Source organism: Roseomonas chloroacetimidivorans, from assembly GCF_049629625.1.
GTDB lineage: Bacteria > Pseudomonadota > Alphaproteobacteria > Acetobacterales > Acetobacteraceae > Roseomonas > Roseomonas chloroacetimidivorans.
The window spans coordinates 1-1167 of the sequence record NZ_JBNBZS010000287.1 but is presented as its reverse complement, the minus strand read 5'-3'; the positions used below and the strand labels follow the sequence as shown (position 1 = coordinate 1167).

1 protein-coding gene is annotated in these 1167 nt (G+C 70.6%); it reads right to left on the bottom strand.

The window, feature by feature from the left end:
* Window positions 1-84: 84 nt before the first annotated feature.
* On the bottom strand, window positions 85-1167 hold a 1083-nt coding region (locus tag ACO1BU_RS37495; RefSeq protein WP_424140923.1), incomplete at its 5' end, for a transposase.

The following is a 1167-nucleotide window of genomic DNA, read 5'->3' as shown; positions in this document are numbered from 1 at the left end:
CTAGGAGACCGTCCGGGTAACCCCATTTCGAGCTGACGCTTGGGGGCGTTGAGCGGCGCTCATGGCGCGCCCTTCCAGCGCGGGTTAGCCTGTTGCTGCCCTGGCGAGCTTGGTGAGGTTGTGGGCGGTGCAGACCAACGCCCACTCGTGTTTCACCTTCTCAATGCCCCGGAAGAGGAACTGCCGGAAGCCTCGTGCCGCCTTGATCTGTCCAAAGACGGGTTCGACGACCTGCTTGCGTAATCGGTAGCGGCTGCGCCGTCCGGCGCGTCTGAGCCGCTGACGCATAGCTGAGACCAGCGGGCCTCGGCGCTGGTCCTCGCCGCCATCGGGGTGCTTGGCGCGGCCGGTGGCGACGTAGCCGCGGATCCCGCGCTCGGCGAGGTCGGCCAGGTTGGCCTCCGAGCAGAAGCCACTGTCGGCGGAGACCTCGGAGGGCGTGGCGCCAGTGTTGGCGGCAACCGCATCGAGCAGTGGTCCCAGCGTGTCCTGGTCGGAGGGGTTGTTGGTCAGGTGATGCGCCAGGATGACCTGCGCCTTCGCGTCCACCGCGGCCCCGGCGTTGTAGGCCTGCACGAAGCCGTTCCGGCCCTTCATGATCCGGCTCTCCGGATCGGTGAAGTTGCGCTGGGCGGTGGGCTTGGGCTCGCCCGGCGGGTGCTTCGGCTTGCGCCCGCGACGCCCGCGCGGCGAGCCGTCGGCCTTTGTTCCCGGATCCGGCCTGGCAGCCGCGGCGGCCCGCGCCTCGGCCTCGAGTTCCGTCTTTGCGGCACGGATGCGCTCCAGACGACGCTCCTTGTCGCGCATCCAGGCCGGCATCTCGTCGCCGCGCTGCTCGGCGCCGAGAGTGGCGTCCTCCGCAGCATCCGTCCCCTCGGCCTGCGCCAGCCACCCCTCGACCTCGGCCGCCAACTCGGCCTCGGCCGGGCCCATCCGGGCATAGCTCATCGCCTTGTGCTTGGAAGCATTGGCGCGCAGCTTGGTGCCGTCCACCGCGACATGGCCGAGCCCGACCAGGCCGGCGCGCCGGCACAAGGCGAGCACTTGCACGAAGAGCTCGGCCAGCGCCGCGAGGTGGCGCCGGCGGAACTCGCTGATGGTGCGGAAGTCCGGCCGGTTCAGCGCGGTCACCGCCTGGAAGTCGAGCCGCTCTTCGCAGGCTCGCGC